The sequence below is a fragment of the Methylobacterium sp. J-067 genome (assembly GCF_022829465.1).
Lineage (GTDB): Bacteria > Pseudomonadota > Alphaproteobacteria > Rhizobiales > Beijerinckiaceae > Methylobacterium > Methylobacterium litchii.
Genome location: NZ_JAKSXZ010000035.1, coordinates 1 through 17,750 on the forward strand (window position 1 = coordinate 1; position 17,750 = coordinate 17,750).

General features: G+C 61.5%; 12 protein-coding genes. All 12 read right to left on the minus strand.

The window, feature by feature from the left end; all coding sequences use genetic code 11:
• Positions 1–1,704, minus strand: a 1,704-nt coding sequence (locus MKK52_RS02350) for a carbohydrate-binding domain-containing protein (RefSeq protein WP_243952144.1), incomplete at its 3' end; no start/stop codon positions are given.
• Positions 1,705–2,102: 398 nt separating this feature from the next.
• Positions 2,103–2,987, minus strand: coding sequence for a glycoside hydrolase family 16 protein (locus MKK52_RS02355; protein WP_243952145.1), 885 nt, complete (start codon positions 2,985–2,987; stop codon positions 2,103–2,105).
• A 288-nt stretch (positions 2,988–3,275) separates the two neighbouring features.
• On the minus strand, positions 3,276–4,325 hold the full coding sequence (locus MKK52_RS02360; protein WP_243952146.1) for a glycosyltransferase family 4 protein: 1,050 nt from the start codon (positions 4,323–4,325) through the stop codon (positions 3,276–3,278).
• A 270-nt stretch (positions 4,326–4,595) separates the two neighbouring features.
• Positions 4,596–6,188: an oligosaccharide flippase family protein gene (locus tag MKK52_RS02365; protein ID WP_243952147.1), complete on the minus strand. Its 1,593-nt coding sequence runs from the start codon at positions 6,186–6,188 to the stop codon at positions 4,596–4,598.
• Positions 6,189–6,645: 457 nt separating this feature from the next.
• Entirely contained in the window at positions 6,646–7,671 is a 1,026-nt protein-coding gene (locus MKK52_RS02370) for a glycosyltransferase (RefSeq protein ID WP_279597603.1), read from the minus strand.
• 529 nt (positions 7,672–8,200) lie between these two features.
• A complete protein-coding gene (locus MKK52_RS02375) occupies positions 8,201–9,352 on the minus strand; it encodes an acyltransferase family protein (protein WP_279597600.1) in 1,152 nt (383 codons plus the stop codon).
• Positions 9,353–9,536: 184 nt separating this feature from the next.
• A complete protein-coding gene (locus MKK52_RS02380) occupies positions 9,537–10,784 on the minus strand; it encodes a glycosyltransferase family 4 protein (RefSeq protein WP_243952150.1) in 1,248 nt (415 codons plus the stop codon).
• Complete coding sequence (locus MKK52_RS02385) at positions 10,781–12,088, minus strand: polysaccharide pyruvyl transferase family protein (protein ID WP_409564608.1); 1,308 nt, start codon at positions 12,086–12,088, stop codon at positions 10,781–10,783. Before MKK52_RS02385 ends, MKK52_RS02380 begins: the two co-directional genes overlap by 4 nt.
• Positions 12,015–13,721: a tyrosine-protein kinase domain-containing protein gene (locus MKK52_RS02390; protein WP_243952152.1), complete on the minus strand. Its 1,707-nt coding sequence runs from the start codon at positions 13,719–13,721 to the stop codon at positions 12,015–12,017. Before MKK52_RS02390 ends, MKK52_RS02385 begins: the two co-directional genes overlap by 74 nt.
• A gap of 35 nt (positions 13,722–13,756) precedes the next feature.
• Positions 13,757–14,665: a glycosyltransferase family 2 protein gene (locus MKK52_RS02395; RefSeq protein WP_243952153.1), complete on the minus strand. Its 909-nt coding sequence runs from the start codon at positions 14,663–14,665 to the stop codon at positions 13,757–13,759.
• A gap of 127 nt (positions 14,666–14,792) precedes the next feature.
• Entirely contained in the window at positions 14,793–15,992 is a 1,200-nt protein-coding gene (locus tag MKK52_RS02400) for a glycosyltransferase family 4 protein (RefSeq protein WP_243952154.1), read from the minus strand.
• A 357-nt stretch (positions 15,993–16,349) separates the two neighbouring features.
• Positions 16,350–17,741, minus strand: coding sequence for a hypothetical protein (locus MKK52_RS02405; RefSeq protein WP_243952155.1), 1,392 nt, complete (start codon positions 17,739–17,741; stop codon positions 16,350–16,352).
• Between the last annotated feature and the right edge of the window lie 9 nt (positions 17,742–17,750).

Here is a 17,750-nt window from a genome sequence, read left to right on the forward strand (position 1 = left end):
GCCGGTCGTCGACGCCGTGAGGGCGGCCATGCCGGTCCAGACAGCCGTGGCCGGTGCCGGGAGGGCGGTGGTGTCGTGCACGGTCACGGTCTGCGCGCCCGTGCTCAGCAGCGAGAGCTTACCGCCCGCGACCGCCGGGCCGTCGTAGGTGGCGCTGTCGACATATAGGTTGCGGTCGGTGGTGGCGGCGCTGCCGAAGGCATCGTTGAGGAAGGTTATGCTGACCTTGTGATCGCCCGCCGCCCAGTCGCCGTTAACGGTGATCGTGTCGGACTGACCCGAGGCATGGGAGGCATGGGCCGTCAGGGTGCTACCGACCTGCTTGCCGTCCACCGAGACGGTGTACTGCGCATCGCCGTTGTAGGCATCCTGGCTGACCTTCAGGACCAAGGTGTCCGACCCCGTGCCGATGCTCGTCGTGAACGGCGTCACGGCTGCCGTCACGGTCGATACAGCCGGGGCCGGGGCCGGGATCGCGGTGGTGTCGTGCACGGTCACGGTCTGCGCGCCCGAGCTCAGCAGCGAGAGCTTACCGCCCGCGACCGCCGCGCCGTCGTAGGTGGCGCTGTCGACATAGAGGTTGCGGTCGGTGGTGGCGGTGCCGCCGAAGGCATCGTTGAGGAAGTTGATGCTGACCTTGTGATCGCCCGCCGCCCAGTCGCCGTTCACGGTGATCGTGTCGGACTGACCCGAGGCGTGCGAAGCATGGGCCGTCAGGGTGCCGCCGACCTGCTTGCCGTCCACCGAGACGGTGTACTGCGCATCGCCGTTGTAGGCGTCCTGGCTGACCTTCAGGACCAGCGTGTCCGACCCCGTGCCGATGCTCGCCGTGAACGGTGTCGCGGCCGCGACGGTCTTGACCGGCGCGGGAGAATTGAGGGCGGTGGCACCATAGAGGCCCGGATCCTGCCCATCCGGAGCGGAAACGGTGCCTTGCGCGACGGCCACCGCAGTCGGGGCGTTGGAATACGCCCGGATGTAGTCGATCTTCGTCGTCATCGGCGTACCGGCCGCGTCTGCGTCGCTCTGCGTCGCGAGGTTCGCCAGCAGGTACATGGGGCCGTTCATGTCGCTCGGCGTCGCCTGCGATCCCACGAGCTGCCCATCGACGTAGAAACTGATCTTGTCCTTCTGCCAGTCCATTCCGTAGGTGTGGTACCCGTCGGCCTGCGCCGTCTCGCTGTAAACCTGCCGGTTCTGCTGCCACGGAATGTTGGGTGTCTGGTCGGTCGTGTGGATGGTGCTGTAGACGCCCTTATCGTTGTCGCCATAGTGCTCGACCACGTCGAGTTCCTGCCAACCCGGAAGCTTGTTGGGATTGGCCGCCGCCTGATCCGGCAACAGCCAGAATGCGTCCCAGGCGCCCTTCGCATTGGAAAGGTCGGCCCGCATCTCGAAGTACCCGTAGGTCTGCGAGAAATTGCCTTTCGTGCTGATCAGCCCCGATTCCCAGCTGCCGGGATAGCCCGACGCGGTCTGGTCGGGGACGGCGGTGATGGAGAGCGCACCGCCCTGGACCTTGAACGGGTCGTAACCGGAGGCGGCATCGACGAACGAGGAGTGCCCGAACCCGATATCGGAATTGGCGTCGAGGCGCCATTGAGAGCGGATGTCCGCCCAGGTCGTGCCAGCGCCGGTCTGCGAGATGCTGCGCGTGTTGAACTCGTCGTCGAACGTCAGCTTGTAGCCCGTCAGGTCAATCACGGATGCGCCCCCTGAGATCGATCAAATTCAGAGGAAATTTGCCACTAGCGGTAGCAAACCCCCGTTGAGTTGACCCATCTCACACGCAACAGTTTTAGGAACGATGTACGAAAGCTCGGAACCTGTGCTTAATACGTCTTTACTTAATGCAACACGAACGAGGCATATTTTCTATAGGTAAATTTGATGCCGTTATTCGCAACAACTTTGCTGCATTTGATTTGAATTGTATCCTAGCGCACCAATGATTCCACCCACCCGACACTCCGCCCGGCGCTCTCGCGCAGCCCTGTCCGCGGCGTCGGGGAGGACACCGCGGTCAGAGCCCGGTTTCCGCGACGAACCCTGTTTCGGCGCATTCTCCGCGACCGAACCGGGCCACTGCGCCGGAAATGGCTTCAGTCTTTGCAGACCTCGTCACGTTTCGCGTCGTCTGGCGCGAAGGCATAGACATAATCGACAAGGAGATCGGATGGATTGGGCGTCTTATCGATTGGCCATCCGGAACCGAGGGCGAGGTTGACCAGCAACATGAGCGGCTTGGTGTGCTCAGGCGGAGTCGGCCTTCTTCCGATTTCCCGTCGGTCCAGATAGAAGACGATCCATTCCTTCGTCACCTCGGCGCCGTAGGTATGGAATGCCTGGCTCAGGCTATCATCCGGCACTTTGGTGATGAAATCGTCATGCCGGTGCTTCTTAGCATCCTCTTTGTTCCACACATGCACGACCGAATGGAATGAGTTCGGGAACTTTCCATAGTATTCGACAATGTCGATTTCCACCGACGGCGTCTTGTCGTCCTTGTGGTTGTTCGCATTCAGCCAGAACGCCGGCCAAACACCCGGCCCTGGCGGGAGCTTCATCCTGGCTTCGAAATATCCATACTGCAGCGCAAAACCCGCCGTCGTCGGATCGGCGGAGGAGAGCAGACCGGATGTCCACTGGCCGTTCGGGTGCTTCTTCGCTCTGATCGTCAGTATGCCGTCTTTGACAAAGAACGGCTCGTTCTTTTCAGGATCGGCATAGATGTCGATCGGATCGATGAACTTGGCATCTCCAAAATCACCGTTCCAGGGCGTATGCGCCGACCACCGCGTCCGATCGTTGTTGGACCTTGAGACACTCAGGTCGTTGAAATCGTCGCCAAAGACCTTCTTGTAATGACAAAGTTCAAGTGCCTTACCCTCCGCCCACGAGGGCTCCGCGCCGCCGACCAGCAACGCGAAACCCAGCGATACGGCCTGCACAAATCTCGGACGATCCATCGGAATATGACCGTTCATTGATAATCACCGTGAAGTGGCATGGTGAAAGGTGCGATGCCCTCGTTCGACATAGGCTGCATACCCCATCGATCCAGGGCATCGCCGCCGCGCGATGGCGCCCTCGTCCGCCGTCCGCCTCGGGACCGCATGCGGCCCGGGGAAATCGCGCGGGCCTCCGAATTTCTTGTTTGTCAGACAACGCCTCACGGCAACCCAGCATTCGCTTTGGCGGCCTGCACTCTGAGCTTCGAACCACACGCTGGGCACAGGCGCCGCGTTTTCCGTTCGCGGTCATTCTCCGCGCGCTCACAATGCCGACTTGTAGACCTCGATTGTTTCCGCACTCACGCGCGATATGGTGAGGTTCTGGATGTCGTTCTGGCTTCTGGCCTTCCAGAGCGCCAACTGCTCCGGATCGTCGAGCAAACGCACGATCTCCTTCGCGAGGGCATCCGGATTGCGGCTGGGTACGAGGATGCCGGCATTCCCGTAATTCAGCAGCTGCGGAATTCCATCCACATCCGTCGCGATCACCGCACAACCCGCCTCTCTCGCTTCCGAAATCACGAGCGGTGCAGGATCGGCATGGGAGGGGAGAACGAAAATATCCGCGGCTGCCAGATAGGGGAACGGCTGCCGAATCGTGCCGAGAAACTCGACCGAACGCGCGCAGGACAGGCGAGAGACATACTCTTTGTACTCGCCGATCATCGGACCGTCTCCGATGATGAAAAGCTTACAATCCGGGTTGGACCGATGGACGATCTCGAAGGCATCGAACAGGTCGATGAGGCCTTTCCGGGGGTGTAGCCCGCCGACGAACATGACATTGGGCTTAGGCAGCTGCTCGGGTTCCCGCACCACACCGTGCATTCGCGCCGAGCCGATCGTCCCGTTCAGCACGACCGCAAGCTTCTTCTCTTTGACTCCGCGCCGGGCCATCGAATTTCGTACGGCCTCACTGACTGTGATGACCTTCTTTCCGAGGCCCATGAGGATAGAACTCTTCTCGAATTCATTATGAACGGTCGTGATCAGCGGTATGCGCAGGACGAGACAGGCTGGCCATGCCAACACGGCACTGGTCATCATATGCGCATGGACGACCGTCGGGCGATCCTTCCGGAGCAGGCGGAAGAAGCTTAGAACCTCGAAGGGCAGTTGATAGAACTTTCGACGGTGGCCCAGATATCTCGTTTCGACGTTATTCTTTTTCAGCAAATCATCAAAATCACCGCCGGCGCTGGCAATAGCGACGGTATGACCGGTCTTCGCCTGCTCACACGCCAGATCGACTGCCGCATGCACGTGGCCGTTCGATTTATTGGTGTGATTAAGTATGTGGATGACTTTCATCGAAAAATATGTTCCTCGAAACAATTCCATGCAGCGGCGAAGCGCGGACAATTACATTATTACTGTCGGGTTACGCTATCAAGCCGGTGGAGTAAATAGGTACATTGCAACCGTCAAAGCGTTGCCGGCTCAAGCATCCACCGGAGACATGACGTCCGTTCATGATGACATGGCCTTTCCGGACCAGCCCGCTGCGCCACCGCCCCCGACACGATTGGAAAGCGGGGTCGTGTTCCGGCCGTTCCGGGAGAGGGAAGACGGGCTCGCGGATCAGCGGCGAATCAAGCGCATCATGCCGGCCACGTCGTCCCGCAGGCGGCTCCCTTCGAGCAGGATGAGAAGCAACACGTAGATCCCCGCGCCCACGATCAATGCGAGACTGATCCGCGTGATGTCGGTCGGCGCCGAATAGACGACGGCGTAGCACCCAAGTCCGGCCACGAGGGCGGCGGCAAAGGGCCCTCTGATCCCCCTGACGAACCTGTTTGTCGACGGCATGCCGTTGCGCGCGAGCACGACCAGCGTCAGCACCGTGTAGACGACCTGGGCGAGGCCGATCCACCAGGCCACGCCGACGGATCCGACCCAGGGCCCCGGCAGCACCGCGACCGTCCGGCCGACGACGAGGAACAGGAGGAGCCAGAATATCGCCCACCCCGCCCCTCTCGCCAGCAGAACCGCACCACTCAAGGTGGCGATCACGTTCAACGCGTAGAAGGGGATGAGAACGGCCATGACCTTCCCGGCCTCCTCCCAGGTCGGTCCAAGGATCAAATAGATCAAGCCGGGCCCCGTCGCGGCGGCGAGCAAGGCTACGGGTGCCAGGAGCAGGGCGAGCAGATACACGAGCTTGGCATGTGTCTGGCGGATCTGCTCATCGTCCTCCCGCAGGGCGTAAGCGTAGAGAGCCCCCCACAGAGGTCCTGAGGCCGCCTCGCACACGAAGCGAGGGACTTGGTTGGCGAACGTGTAGGTGCCCAGCGCGGCGGGCCCAAAGAGCCGGCCGAAAACGAGATTCTCGACAAGCCGTCCGGCAAACTCGACGAGCCGGCTGCTCATGAGCGAGCTGCCCGTCGAGAGGTGCGACTTCAGGATCGAAATCCGAAAAACGAGACTCGGTCGCATGAAGGCGACGGCATTCAGGACGCAGGCGCGGACAAGGCTGAGGGTGGCGTATTGCGCGGCGAGACTCATGGCGCCCGCGCCGGATGCCGCCAGGGCGACACCGACCGCCGCGCCAACCAGATTCCCGGCGAGGTCCGCAACCGAGATCATGGCGAGCCGCCGGTCGCGTGTCAGGCGGGCACTGGGGACAACCGAGATTGTGACAAACAGGAAGCTCAGGGACAGGAGGGCCATCACCCCCTTGACCCGCGGCTCCTGCGACAGCCAAGCCAGCACGATGCCCCACCCGGTCATCGCGACCGTGAGCCCGATTCCCACGGCCATAATCAACCAGAACGCCGTGGACCAGACATCCCTCGAATCGAGGGATTCCCGTGCAAGGGAGGCGCCGAGCCCCCCATCGGCCAGTGTCATGAAGAAAGCGACCGTCGGCAGCGCAAGCGCATAGATGCCGAACTCCACGGGGCCGAGCAGATGCGCCATCAGCGGCAGCATCACCAGCTGGAGGAGGATCTTGATGACGTTGACCCCGCCGCCGGCGAGGACATTGACTGCGAGCCGTTTGGTTTCACCGACGGTTCCGGCGGCAACCGCCGCGTCCGCCTCGATGCCGAGAGTCGTCCCCATTCGCGCGGGATCGGCTGTCGAGTCGGAAGGCATTCCTTCGCCTACGCCGGCGGCGCGACGCGGATCATCGTCGCGGTCGGGCGTATGGTGACCTTCGTTGCCTTCGCGCATCCCGTGCCGCACCCCTCGCAAGCCAATGTGTCGAATGCCGTGCCTCGGCCCGACATCGGCCGGGACATTTTCTCGTCATAGCCCGCCCACCGGGGCGAAATCTAGAAAGCAAGTTCCTGCAGGCGATAGTATCCGTACAAGATACGAAAATCGGTCTTATTAACCACCTACAATCATTAAATGCCACGCCTGACCTTGCAGACGATTACTGATCTTTGGCGGGACAGGTTTTTATACGCTCGCACTTGACAGCGCAAGGCCGAGCGAAGGTGGCGGAGGGTTCGGCCCATGAAGCCACGTTGCCGCCGGGCGATGCCTTGCAATACGGACGCCGGCGGGAAGGGGGCAGCCTTTCTGGAGTATCGGGTCTCCCGGACGACCCCACGCCTTCGATTATTGTGCTGCGGGCTGCCGTGCACCGGACGGCGCACGATGGGTTCGCCCCAATTGAGCGAGTCTACCTGACACCGAGGAAGGAAATCACGTAGTCGCGCCTCGTTTCATCATTCGACAAAGGAAGGGTTTGACTCGCGTACCGATTGTTTCGGACCATGTTTAGAATCTTGGCGAATCTCTTGTAAATTCTCTTCTCAGAATAAAGCTTCATTCTCTCGCGATTGAACTCTAGGTGCTGCTCGTAGGCCGCCAGCGCAGCACTCAGACGAACACGATCCCCCGATCCATCGGCCATCATCGCTTTCAGAATAGCTATGCGATTATTGATTGCATCGCATCGTTGCGTGACTTTCAGCTTCGAGGCCTTGATGGCATCGATGATGCTCTTGAAGGACCGTCGCGAGCTGCGATAACCCATCGCGTTGCTCGAATGGAGCCTGTAATTCACAAGCCGGTCGGATACTTCGACGACATCGCCAAAGACAGATCCGAGGAAAAGAAACCACTGATCGTGCGCAGCACGCTCTTGCAGTGTCAGCTTGTCTGTACTGATTTTCCAGTATTCGTTATAATTCAACAGTTCCCTCTTGAAAACCATCGAAAACCCGAGCACTGGGCGCCAAAAATCAATCTCAAGCGGCTTATAAACACTGACGTGACCGCTTTCATCGGCATTCAGGTTTCCGATCGTTTTGGACTCGGCATCGATGAACGACGCGCCATGAAAGCCGAGCGTCACGGCCTTGTCGTCGAATAGCGCGCTCATCCTTGCGAGCTTGCCCGGCGTCCACACATCGTCCTGATCGCAGAACGCAATGAGATCGCCGCTGCATCTCGCGGCTGTCTGCATGAAATTCTCGCGCCAGCCCAAGCGCTCGGCATTGCTCACGATCCGCATGGGGATGGGGGAACGCGCCTGCTGATGCTGCAAGAACTCATACGTCCCATCGGTCGAGCCATCATCGCCGATGACGATCTCGCAGGGCGCATAATCCTGCGCGTAAAGGGAACTCAACTGTTCTTCGAGATAATTCATCCCGTTGAAGGTCGTCATGGCGATCGAAACAGTGGGTCTATTGCCGTTCATTTCAAAGTCTCTCGCCACCCAGCATAATTATCCGCGTAATATTCGGATTTGTTTGAGCGAAGTCGTCTATACAACACGCCGACGATGCATCGCCCCAGCCGACACAGCACGTCGACGGATGTGAACGGTGTTCGCCATGCGCCGCCATGGATATTCGACCTGCGGTGAGGGCATTCTTCTATGATTTCTCCGAGGCTTCGAATGCTGCATCGTACGCCGCATCAGCAGAAACCGAACTAGGGCGGCATGTCGATTCTGGCCAGCCGGTAAGTTTACCGGCTCCCATGATTTGCCGCGTTCCTAGCAGGACTTGGTTGGCCTTGTCATCTCCGAATCCGAAAGCTGTTGTGGAGCTCGTAAACAAGCGTAACCATTGCAGCGAGGCGCTTTCGGCACACCGAGCCGATCCTGCGACCACCGCCCTTCCAATGGCTCGGTGCCCGCTTGCGCGGGATGTAGCTCAAGGGAGGACCATGGCGCGCAAGGGCCGGGAAACGCATGGGTATCATGCGCCCGAGGCGCCGCGTCTTCAGCCGCCCGAACCGCTGCGCAGTCTGACGCGCCGCGCCAGATCGTTGAAGCCGAGCGCTTGCCGGATCCAGGGCTCGAGCCACTTCGCGAAGACATAACTGATCGCCAAGACGATCAGACCGGCGAGGACGGCGGCGCCCCATCGTCCGAGGCCGCCTTCGGCCAGACGGCCAAGCAGCCACCCGCCCGTGATCTCGTGCACGAGATACAGCGGATAGGTCATCAGACCGAGCGTTCGCGCGAAGGCACGGACGTTTCGTCCGGGGGGTCGATGCGTTTCCGCCACCATGGCGACCACGCACACAACGAGACAGCTCAGCCAAACGACGACGGGTACGGCGGGATTCTGATGGAACTGCACGACACCGTGCGTTCCGATCGCCCGGGATACGATCGCCATCACACAGCAGGCCAGCGAGACCAGCACCCAAGCCATACGCGGTGCTGACAGACCTTTTCGGTAGATTTCGTTACCGAACATTCCCAACAGAAAGAACCCCCCGGTCGTCAAGAGCATGACGCGGGCGCCGAAGGATGTCGCGAGCCGCAGCGAGGCGGCGCCAATACTTCCAAAACCGACGAGGACATGCAGCAGAACGACGATCCAGAAGGCCGTCACCACCATCAATGCGTACCGCGCGGCGACTTCAACCGCGCCACCTCGGCCGGAGAGAATGATGAGCGTGATGGCAATGTAGAACATTGCCTCGGTAACGAGCGTCCACACAACCCCATCGATCCAAGGCCCTGTCGGCCACAGGATCAACGTATTGATTAGACGGCGAACCGCTAATTCCTTCGATACGGTATCGACCTGCAAGATCACGCAGAACGCCAGCAGCGAGAAGAATATCAAGGCTGGGTAGAGACGACTGATACGATCGACAGCAAAGCTGGATGCCGACTTACCGATTGCCGACATGCTGATGACAAAGCCGGAAATTACAAAAAAGATCTCGACACCGACCCATCCCCACCAGGTCGAAGAGACGGCTTCCGGATAGCTCAAGGGCACACCGATGACGTCCCTTATGCCACCACCACCCGCCATATCGACCCAGGAGAAAAACAGGAAATGATAAATCAATACAACAGCGGCGGCAAACACTCGCGCAATGTCTAGGCTAATGATAGATCTACTTCGGCTCATATCGCGAGTTGCCCAACCTTATCGACTTACCCAATAACGCAATCACAAAGGATCTCATTCTTACACCGATGATCATCCCGCAGCGCGATTATTAATAATCAGAAATATCCGTGTAACATAGTATTGCATCTGCTGACAACGAACCTGCGGGGAACCGTCTTCCGTTGGCTAAACTCCGAGCAGCCTATCCTTGAAGGGCCGTCCCATAGGCGGCCAGCAGCGCATCAATCCAGCGTTCGACAGGGAGGCCGAGATCGGAGGTTCGGTGGAAAGCGTTGTGGCTCATCCGTTCCGTCAGGACATCGTCCTGCATGGTTCGCCTCATGGCGTCGGCAAGCGCGGTATCGCTGTGCAGGTCGCACGCGAGCCCGGCGTCACGCCCGACGATATCGGCGGCGAGCAATGCCTGATCCGTCAGGATGACGGGAAGTCCGCTCCAGAGAGCCTCGCCGGCCACCAGCCCATAAGGCTCCGGGTACCGCGAGGGCATCACCAGGGCGCGGGCATCACGAACCAACTGCGCAATGGTGTCCGGTGGCTGCCGGCCGGTGAAATGGACCTCGGGATAAGTTTGTCTCAACGAATCGAGGAGTGGGCCGTCACCGATCACGACGAGAGGGACCCCTGCGGCTCGCGCGGCCTTCGCGGCGAGATCGGGCCCCTTCTCCTTATGCAGCCGGCCGACGAACACGAACTTGCCGTTCCGCTCCGCTGGGATGCGAGTCGGGCTCCACGGCTGAATCGGGTTGGGCACGATCGTGATCGCCTCGTCCGGGACGCGGCCGCGGACGAGCAACGGCCGCATGGCCGCATGGATCGCGAGCACCTGGGGGCTGCCGTCGCCGTAGCGCAAGGTCCGCGCCTGCACAGCCTGCCGGGCGACGCGCCAGAGTTTATGCGTGTAACTGCGACGGTCGCAGTTCGTGGTCACGCAGGCGATGCCCAGGGGTACATGGGGGCAGAGACGGCCCTGCCGATAGAGCGCATAGGCGCCATTCGGGCAGGTGAGGAAGAAGTCGTGAGCACTGACGAACAGCCGGTCTTGCACCGACCGCAGCGCCGTGAACACCGAAGGCGACAGGATCTGCGTCCAGGTATGGAGGTGATAAATCGTGCCGGGATCGTCGTGGCGGCGGATCCAGTCGGCGACGAGGTCGAGAGTGGCCGGATTGTAGAGGCCGCGGCGCAGGCTTGCCGCCGCACCGGCTTGGAGCAGGGTGGCACCACCCAGGCCGTGCACCGGGATATCCGCTTCCGTCAACGCGGCGTTCTCGCCAGCATCACCCACAAGCAGGGTGACCGGGATCCCTCGCTGGCGTAGCAAGCGGGCACTGAGAAGGGCCAAACCGGTGGCACCGCCGAGTGCCAACGACCGGTCATTCAGAACGACGACCCGCGTCGGACGCGACGGCGCGCTGCCCAGGTGCCTCACGAAGGCGCGCCGAGGGGAACGGACATCCGCCCGCAACTCGTTCTCAACACGGTGGCGAGAGTCGCAACGTCGGCGCGGGCCTCGGCGACGATCCTGGCATGCCGCGCGGGATCGATCCCCTCCTGAAGGCAGCGCTCGGCCAGCGCCAGCACCGTGGAGGGAGTCTCCAGGCCGGCGGTGCAAAGGTATTTCTCGCGCCCGACACCGCCGAAGAAGCTTTTCACCTTTGCGTCCCACGTGAATCCGATATGGGGCACAGCGTAAGAATAAGCAGCAATATTGGCATGCAGGCGATGGGCCATCAACAAGTCTAGCCCAGAGATATGGGCCGCCAGCTCCGATGGCCGGCGGAAGCGTGGGGAGAACGCGATCTGGGATTCGTCACCGGAGGGGGCAGCGGCGGCCAAGGCCGGGCGGATCCTGGCGAGATAGGCATCGTCCTCCGAACTGCCGTTCGTGAAAACATTCACCTGCCACCCGCGCGCGAGACAGCCACGAACGAGTTCGACATACCAACTCGTCAGGTCGGCCTCGCGGATCGCCTGCTCGTCGGCATGGTACCGCAGGGTGATCGGATTGGTCAGGCCGAGCCCGATCCGGGGCGTCGTCCGCTCCATGCGGATCTGCGGCACGTGGGCGGCGACCAGCAAGCCGGGGTCATGCACCACACGGGCCGAGGGTACGCCACAACGTCCAAGCCGCCTGTTCCAGACATCGGCCGAGCGGGTGTCTCGCACCGAGGCTTCCAGAAGCCGCGTTCCCGCGAAGGCGCGGTGAAACAAGGCTTCGCCCTTCTGCGACCAGTTGTCGGAAACGCCGACGGCGAACACCGACACGGGGATGCCCGCATCGCGCAGGAGTTTGCAGGCCGCATCAATCTTGAGAGGAAAATTGAGGTCGGCATCACTGAACAGGTTGCCGCCACCAGCCACCGCCACATCGATGCTGGCGAGACGCTTGCGCCAAACCGGCACGATTTGGCGCAGGGTCTGTCTGAGTATGATGCTGGCGAGACTCTGGCGCACCATGGCCGGGCTGCTCTGAAGAAAACCCAGAGCCGCCTCCCGATATCGCCCCCCCGAAGCGTAGTTTCCACGGCCAGCAAGATCAAAAGATTCGATCGTCAAGCCAGGATTGTTTCGGACCAACTCAGACTCAAGACACTCCGACAGAAGTCCATCACCGAGATTGGGGCTATACTTTACATTGAAGATGCCAACGCGCATTTGGTCACGATTCGACAGCCGGCTCGGGCTCGCTTTGCATTCCCGAGGATGCTGTGACACGGGCCAGTCTCCTGACATTTCGGAACCGCATGGGGTCGTTGAGCACGATGCCGAGCACCCTCGTATCGGACGAGCGCAGAGCACGAATGGCTTCCGAGAGCTGATCGAGCTTCGTGCGGTTGAGGGTCGCGACGAGCACGACGCCGGTCAGCATATGGCCAATCGCCTGCGCGTCGGATGATGTCTCGAGCGATGCGAGATCGACGATGAGGTCACGCCGACTGCCGAGCCGCGCCATTCCGGCACGGATCGGCTGCGAGCCGAGGAAGGCGTTCGGATCGGCCTTTCGCCCCGTGGCCAGGCTGCTGACGGCGGGCACGAAGTTCAGCGAGGATGTCACCTTCAGCTCCGGCAAGTCCACGAGGCCCACGGAGGAGGGAACGAGATGGTCCAGGCCGACCGTCGCCCTCGGCGCGAAGCGCCACGTCAGATCGGGCTTGGGCAGGTTCGCGTCGACAAGTGTCAGCTGTGTCCCCGACGTCGCGAGAAGATGCGCCAGGTTGGCGCTCAGGACGCTGCACCCCTCTCCGCCCTCGCACCCGACCAGTCCGATCGCAATCTGATGGGATTTTGGCCCGGCCGCGAACAGCACCGTGCGCAGAAGGCGCAAGGCGAGGGCAAACTCGGAATCCGGCTGCGTGAGCGCCGTCGTGTCCTTGAGCATGCCGGACTTGAAGCGCGGCACGGACACGAGGCAATCGATCTCGAGCAGCCGGCGGATCTGAGCCGGCGAACGGACCCTCCGATCGAAGTTATGCAGGGCGATGATCGCGGCGATGCCGGTGATCAACCCGAACGTCACCATCAGGAGGACGATGAGCTTCGTCTGCGGATAGGACGCCGCCAGGGGAGGCAGTGCGGAGCCGACGATCCGGGCATCCGAATCGGGGAACAGGAAGTCGGTGATCACGCCGGTGGCCACCGCATCGTCGGCAGCCTTCTTCTCGGCCTGGATCAGCGTGATGCGTCCCTGAAGGAACTCGGTCCCCCGTTGCTCCGACACGGCATGGACGAGGACCTGATCGCGGATGTAGGCGGCGGCAATCGAGTTCGTGATCCGGGTCGTGTCGGCCGGTGTGAGCCCGCGAAACGACACCTCCATCACGTAGGACTGTCCGAGCCGCCTGACCTGAACCCGATCCGAGAAGTTCTGGAAGGCGATCTCGCGGGCGCGCATCGCAGCCTCGTCCGGATCGTACGGCGGAGAAGCCGGCTTCACCAGACCGAAGATCCCACCGAGGATCCGTCCAACCAACCCCGGCCCCTTATCCGCGTAGGCAGGGTCGGCATTGAGTTTGAGCGTGTCGAAAACGTAGCGCAGGTTGCGTGCGGAACGAATGATCTGGAGCTGGCTCTCGGCCTGCGCACTGTCGAGGAGCGGGGCAGCCGCCGAAGCCGCCGCCGCAGCATCGGCACCCGGCGGCAGGCGCACCCTCGGCTCCAGCGCGATCTGGGCGCTTGCGACGAATTCAGGCTGTGCCGTGACCGCGTAGCCCACGCCGATGCTGAAGCACAGCAGGATCCACACCCCGAGACCCAGGGCCCTCCGGCGGATCGCCGCGATGAGGTCGCCGACGAGGGAGCCACCCGGATCGTTCTCGGAATTGCGCAGATCGATATGCTCCAGCCCGGCAACCGGTGTCTGGTGCACGTCGTCGGTCCGAGAAACAGGAGGAGGGTTATAGTTCATAGGGAGGCAGCCCGTTCCGGGGTTAGACGGAAGCGCAGAAGATCCAAGGCGGCGATGAGATTGCCGATCAACCGTCCACGCCTGTCAACGTAAGGCTCCGGGCGCAGAGACTTTACACAGTTGGCAGCCAGATTGCGACTGATTTGAGTGATCACCTGTGAAGTCGTCATCGTCTTCTTACGGTGCATGTACACGGGATTCATGACTTGTGAATAGCCAAATTTGCGCCCCGACACACGGCCACCCTTGACCCCGAGGTGGACACCAAATGCCCGGCCGAGCCTGATGTGGCGGCCCCCGCGCTTGGCGACGGACGCGCCGAAGTCGCGGTCCTCCAGCCACCCGTACAGGACCAGCTTCTCGTCAAAGCTCAAACCCGAGATGGCCGAGCAGCGGAAGGCCATGTTGCAGCCGTAGGGGCTTTCGTTCTCGAGGATCCAGTCGCTGGTGGACGGGTCATGGCCAGCGATGCACGCAAGCGCCTCGTCTTTGGAGTATCCCGGCCCGATGATGCCATCCGCGATGACGTGACCGGTCACGCAATTGATCGAGGAATCGCTCTGAAACGCCTGCGCGACGGTCTCTATCCACCGCGCATCCGGGTAGAAGTCGTCGTCGAAGAAGACGATGATGTCGGTCCCTTCGGGCAGCGCGCGTAAGATTCCGTTACGCTGCCGCGGCAGCCCCACCTTCTCATAGACGATCTGAAGATTCGCGGTGCCGTGCAGCGCTCCGACATCGTCCGGGCCCGAGCAACACACGATGACCCGTTCCGGCTGCATGGTTTGCCGCGCCAGGTTGTCGAGCATCGCCGTAAGCTGCTGCGGGCGGCCCCTGGTCGCGATCCCGACACAAACGCGCGGCGGTCGTGCGGTGACACTGCCTGCAATCATGCCATCCGGCATTGCTGGACCCTCCTGATATGGGCTGAGAGCCAGGTCCGCCCCTGCTTGCAACAGACGTGCCGCAGCTTGGCAGTCACGGCCGCGAGGTAGCCTTCCCCGGTCGTAACGGCCCGGTACGGCGGAATAATTACAGTCGAGCGAGGAGTTTTAGATAGGCCTGAGCCGAGTTCCGCCACGAGAAGAGCTTGGCGCGTGCCAAACCTCTCGCCTTCAGATCGGCTTGAAGGGCCTTCGACGACACGAGGGCGCTGAAGTGCGCCAGCCATGCGGGGGCGTCGTCCGGATTGGCGAGCAAGGTGGCATCGCCGCAGATCTCCGGCATGCAGGACTGATCCGACGAGACGATCGGACAGCCGAGTGCCATGGCTTCCACGAGGGGAAGGCCGAACCCCTCCGAGCGGGAGGGAAACGCGAGGCACAGCGCGTGGGCGTAAAGCCACGCGAGATCGTCGTCCGTCACGAAGCCCAGATGATGGATGTTGGAGGCCTCGACGGTCTTGGTGTGCGCGAAGATTTCCGCGGTACCGCCCGCAACCACCAGATCGATCCCCAGGGCGTCCAGCGCCGAGGCCTGCCGCAAGATGAACGCGGCATTCTTGTGCTGGGCCTTGCTGCCGAGCAGCAGCACGAAGGAGCGCAGGCCCGACAGCCGGCCTGCCAGCGTCGAGGCGGCGGCGTTCCAGCGGAACACATGCTCGTGCCCGTTGTGCATCACCATGACCGAGTCGGGGTCGATCCCGATGTGTCGGGCCAGCTGGTGCGCGGAGAACCGCGACACGGAGGTGATGACCGCCGCGCGCCGGGCGAGACTCGGCAGCAGCACCCGGTAGACCGTGCGGAATGCGAGGCTGTAGCTGTCCGGCGCGTCGAAGACGTTCGTGTCGTGCATGCAGACAATCTGGCGCCGGACCATCAGCGGCGCCGTATTGCATAGATTGAGAAGGGGAACTTGCGCCCGCGCGGGCAAGATCACCTGCTCCCAGAGATAGCCGTCCGACCCCGTCGCCCGCGTGGCCTTGATGGACTTCAGATTCGGCACGGCTTTGACCGCAGGCGGAATGACCAGCTGTCCCTCGACGTTCTGGCCGCTCAACTGCAGGTCGATTTCGTTGACGATCTCGCGGGCATAGCGCTGAACGCCGGTCACCGGCTGTCCGTAGAAGCGGCCATTGATCGCGAAGGCCGGCTTCACGGGAGCCTGAGGTGGGCTGCTCTTCGACCCGTCGTCGCAGAGGCCACGCATTTCGGTAGAAAACATCGGCTCCCCGTTGAACACACGAGAAACAAGAATTGCCGACATGAAAATGCCCACCGGCTCCAGTTTCAAGTTTGGATCTGAAAGGTAATTTTGTCAAAAATTCAACACTCGAGATTGGTAAATTTACAAAATCGTGATCCGTTTTACACAGCGCCGGCTGAGAGGGTAGAACATTAACATATTTTGCGGCCCTCAGCGACATCAAAGTCTCAGAAGATATTTCTAGTTTACACCCATAGTAACCTACCATCGAAACGCAAGATACCGTTGCGATAGATGGGCATATATTAACTAAGACCAACTCCGAAAACTGCGGAGCCGATGTCCTGAAATTGCGATCCCCTCGGCGATCCAAACGCCACGATCCGTCGCGGGACCGTGCTCCTCCCATTCCCCGCACACGACAAACCTCGCGGAAGACTGTCGTCATGAGGTCGATGGCGTCTGGGCAAGCGACAGTTTCCCCGGCGAAGACTGACGCGACGACGTCGTTCGGCCCGTCGGCGTATGAGCGGCCGCGATGAGCCCAAGCGCCGCCGCGGCGGTGATGCCGATGTCGGGAATGGTACCCGCCAGCTGATACATGATGAGGGTCGGCAATAGCCCGATCTTCAACAGCATGGCGAAGAGATTGGCCATGACCGGCGCCGTCCGCGACACCGTGACGAGCTGCTGAACGATGAATCCGAACATCAGGATCGCCCCGAGCACGCCGGTGCTGCCCAGGATCGAAATGGCCCAGTTCGAGACGCGGATGGAGCCGAGCCCGGCACCGATGCCGCCGGAATCGAGGAAGGCTTCCCACCCCACTCGGTTCCAAAGGCTGCGCTCGGCATAGGACGCCGAACTCGCCTTCTGGAACACCATCTTGTCGACCAAGGACACGACCGGGTCGTACATGCTTGGGTTGACCACCAAGCTGACCGCGAGCGCGAACGCCACCACGACGATGAGACTGATCTCGATATTCAACTGAGCGCGACGCAGATTGGTGGGGTCAATCATCCGCGCGAGCAGATCGAAGGCGTAGACCCCGCCCATGACGCCAATCCCGACGATGGCGGTGGCGGACGTCGAGAGCATGCTCATGAGCGAGAGGGCGGCAATCGCGACGAGGGCCATGGCCTGGCTGTTGCCCGCGCGATAGAGCGGCCGCATGAAGATCATGAGCGACAGGATGCCGACGCACGCGGTGCCGTAGGTGGACGCCTCCGGCATCAGGCCGACCACGCGCTTGGCTCCGTCGGCCTCGACGTCGATGAGAAGCGAATAACTCGCCGTCCGAAACGGATCGAGCAACGATCCGATGTGAAGCGTATAGGTTACAAGATCGAGGAGACCGGTCCCGACAAGACCCAAAGCCGCGTAAAGAAGCGCCCGTCGGAAATGCTCACGCATCGCCTCCGATTGCCCGATGATCGAGAAACACAGCGTCGTGGCATACGACAACGCCATATAGCAGGACTGGGTGAAGTTGCCCGAAGAGGGCCGCAGGATATCCGTCCCGAAACTGAAGGCGGATACGGGAACGACCTCGAACACCCCCGCAAACAATCGCGGCAATACGAGTGCACCAACGACAGAGTAGACGAGAAAGGCCGAAAACAAGGCGAGGCGCCGGGGATCGAGGGCTGCCTCGACCGCCCGTGTGAAGTTGCCCGGCTGCGCGAGCACCTTGGCGACGAACAGCACGGCGCAGACCGACTGCGGCAGCAAGTTTGCCCCGCCGCCGGAGCCCGGCAGCATCTGTAGCGTCCCGAAGGACCCCGAGATCATCAACGCATAGAGAAGAGCCGGCCCTCTGGCGAAGGCCGCCATCAACAAGAG

Coding starts and splice junctions, on each gene's coding strand:
- MKK52_RS02355 (WP_243952145.1), bottom strand. CDS start 2,987: ATGAACGGTCATATTCCGATGGATCGTCCGAGATTTGTGCAGGCCGTA.
- MKK52_RS02360 (WP_243952146.1), bottom strand. CDS start 4,325: ATGAAAGTCATCCACATACTTAATCACACCAATAAATCGAACGGCCAC.
- MKK52_RS02365 (WP_243952147.1), bottom strand. CDS start 6,188: ATGCGCGAAGGCAACGAAGGTCACCATACGCCCGACCGCGACGATGAT.
- MKK52_RS02370 (WP_279597603.1), bottom strand. CDS start 7,671: ATGAACGGCAATAGACCCACTGTTTCGATCGCCATGACGACCTTCAAC.
- MKK52_RS02375 (WP_279597600.1), bottom strand. CDS start 9,352: ATGAGCCGAAGTAGATCTATCATTAGCCTAGACATTGCGCGAGTGTTT.
- MKK52_RS02385 (WP_409564608.1), bottom strand. CDS start 12,088: ATGTCAGGAGACTGGCCCGTGTCACAGCATCCTCGGGAATGCAAAGCG.
- MKK52_RS02395 (WP_243952153.1), bottom strand. CDS start 14,665: ATGCCGGATGGCATGATTGCAGGCAGTGTCACCGCACGACCGCCGCGC.
- MKK52_RS02405 (WP_243952155.1), bottom strand. CDS start 17,741: ATGGCGGCCTTCGCCAGAGGGCCGGCTCTTCTCTATGCGTTGATGATC.